At 71.5% G+C, this 2,177-nt stretch carries 4 protein-coding genes; 2 read left to right on the top strand and 2 right to left on the bottom strand.

Annotated elements, in window-relative coordinates; translation table 11 throughout:
- Together FDZ70_09560 and FDZ70_09565 are read right to left on the bottom strand one after the other, a co-directional pair.
- A partial coding sequence (locus tag FDZ70_09560) for an ABC transporter permease (protein TLM69736.1) occupies positions 1-280 on the bottom strand: 280 nt, incomplete at its 3' end.
- A gap of 16 nt (positions 281-296) precedes the next feature.
- Complete coding sequence (locus FDZ70_09565) at positions 297-1,034, bottom strand: ABC transporter ATP-binding protein (GenBank protein TLM69739.1); 738 nt, start codon at positions 1,032-1,034, stop codon at positions 297-299.
- A gap of 41 nt (positions 1,035-1,075) precedes the next feature.
- Here FDZ70_09565 and FDZ70_09570 point away from each other — a divergent pair, with 41 nt between their 5' ends.
- Both FDZ70_09570 and FDZ70_09575 read left to right on the top strand, forming a co-directional pair.
- Positions 1,076-1,489, top strand: a complete 414-nt coding sequence (locus FDZ70_09570) for a helix-turn-helix transcriptional regulator (GenBank protein TLM69737.1) — start codon at positions 1,076-1,078, stop codon at positions 1,487-1,489.
- Positions 1,386-2,177 (top strand): acetyl-CoA synthase subunit gamma (locus FDZ70_09575; protein ID TLM69738.1); only part of this gene is annotated, 792 nt, incomplete at its 3' end. The genes FDZ70_09570 and FDZ70_09575, both read left to right, overlap by 104 nt.

A 2,177-nucleotide genomic window follows, 5' to 3' on the forward strand; every position in this document is an offset into this window, starting at 1 on the left:
CGAGCGCCGTGTCGACGACGAGGCGCGCGTCGGCCGCGGCGACTCCCGGGATGCGTTCGATCCTGCGCCCGACGGACTCGGGCGCGCCGAGCACTTTCGTGTTGAAGTCGGCGAACTTGAGCTCGCTGTTCGCGCGTTCGATGGACGCGCCGAGGTCGTAGTAGCCGGTCAGGAACGTGACGTATGCCATGATGCCGATCGCGACGAGCGCGGCGAGCGACAGGAACTGCCCCTTGCGGGCCATGATGTCGCGCCACGCCTTGAGCAGCAGCATCCTCACGAGCGCCGTACCCCCGCTACCAGACCACGTCTTCGGGCTCGACCGGGTGCTCGTTCACGTCGATCTGCGTCACCGCGCCGTCCCGCAGGTGCAGCACCCGGTCGGCGACCGCGGCCATCGGCGAGTTGTGCGTGACGATGATGACCGTCTTGCCCTGCTCGCGGTTGACGTCGCGCAGTGCCTTGAGCACGAGCTTGCCCGTGCGGAAGTCGAGGTTGCCCGTGGGTTCGTCGCCGAGGATGAGCACCGGGTCCTTGGCGAGCGCGCGCGCCACGGCGACCCGCTGCTGCTCGCCGCCGGAGAGTTGGCTGGGGAAGTGGTCCTTGCGGTCGCCGAGGCCCACGCTGTCCAGCAGTTCGCCGGCGTCCAGCCCGCTCGGCACGCCGTCGCGGGCGGCCAACTCGAGCGCGAACTGCACATTCTCCTTGGCCGTGAGCGTGGGGATGAGGTTGAAGAACTGGAAGACGAAGCCGACCTTCTCGCGGCGGAAGTAGGTGAGCTGGCGCCGGTTGTGCTTTGCGATGTCCTGGCCGTCGATGACGACGGTGCCGGAGGTCGGGGAGTCGATGCCGCCGATGAGGTTGAGCAGCGTGGTCTTGCCCGAGCCCGACGGGCCGAGCACCGCCACGAACTCCCCGCGGGGGATCTCGAGGTGCGTGTGCTGCAGGGCGTGGACCTCGACCTCGCCCATCTTGTAGACGCGCTCGACGTCGTCGAGCTTGACGATGGGGCGTGTGGGTGCGTCTCCGGGCATCGGCACGAGGCCTCCCTGCTTCGCGTCGGCCGCCTGTGGGGATGATACCGCTGAGCACGCGTTCAAACGCGCGTTTGACAGTCAAACGCATGTTTGACTACACTCCCCGCATGGAGATTCGGACGGCACCCGACCTGGCGGCACTCAAGGCGCTCGCGGACGAGCGGCGGCTCGCGCTGCTCGCGCTGCTCGGCGATGGCGGCGAGCGGTGCGTGTGCGAGCTCGCAGGCGTGACCGGCATGTCCGACGCTCTCGTGTCGCATCACGTCGCGAAGCTCCGCGACGCGGGACTGGTCGAGACGAGGCGGACCGGGCGATGGCTGCACGTGCGCGCTGTGCCCGGCGCTCTCGATGAGATCGCGGAGCGGCTGCGCGGGCTGTGCTGCGTCGAGGGCGGCCCGGCGGTCGGCCCGGCGGGTGGATGCTGCGGGAAGGGCGGTGCGCACGATGGCTGAGTGCGGGCCGGCGTCGTGCTGCTGCGGCGGCGCGGCGCCCGACAGCTACGACTACGGGCCGCAGCCGTACGTAGACGGCTCGGCGGACACGTTCGCGGGCGTCGTGCCGCGGGTCTCGACGGCGCTGACAAGTGCCGATCGGCTCGGCGAGCTGCGCGTGCGCATGAACCTCGGGCGCGACGACTTCCGCGTGCAGCCGGGCCTGTACGCCCTCGGCGCGCCCGACGACACGGCGCCGGTGCTGGTGACCGCGAACTACAGGCTGAGCTTCGATGCCGTGCGTGCGTGCCTCGCCGGCCGCGACGCGTGGCTGCTCGTGCTCGACACGCGGGGCGTGAACGTCTGGTGCGCCGCCGGCAAGGGCACCTTCGGCACCGCCGAGCTCGTCCGTCGCGTGCGCGATACGCAGCTCGCGCAGGTCGTCAGCCACCGGCGGCTCGTGGTGCCGCAACTCGGCGCGACCGGCGTCGCCGCCCACCGTGTGCGCGCGGAGAGCGGGTTCGCCGTGGCGTGGGGTCCGGTGCGCGCGGCCGACCTGCCGGCGTTCCTCGACGCCGGGATGGAGGCGACCGCCGAGATGCGCCGCGTGCGCTTCCCGCTGCGCGACCGCGCCAGGCTCGTCGGCGTCGAGCTCTCGGTCCTGTGGGACCGGCGGGTGCTCATCGGGCTCGCGGTCGCCGCCGTGGCC

This window comes from Actinomycetota bacterium (genome assembly GCA_005774595.1).
GTDB lineage: Bacteria > Actinomycetota > Coriobacteriia > Anaerosomatales > D1FN1-002 > D1FN1-002.

Bases quoted from the DNA above. Each gene is read 5' to 3' on its own strand.
- FDZ70_09570 (TLM69737.1), top strand. From the start codon at position 1,076: ATGATACCGCTGAGCACGCGTTCAAACGCGCGTTTGACAGTCAAACGC.
- FDZ70_09565 (TLM69739.1), bottom strand. From the start codon at position 1,034: ATGCCCGGAGACGCACCCACACGCCCCATCGTCAAGCTCGACGACGTC.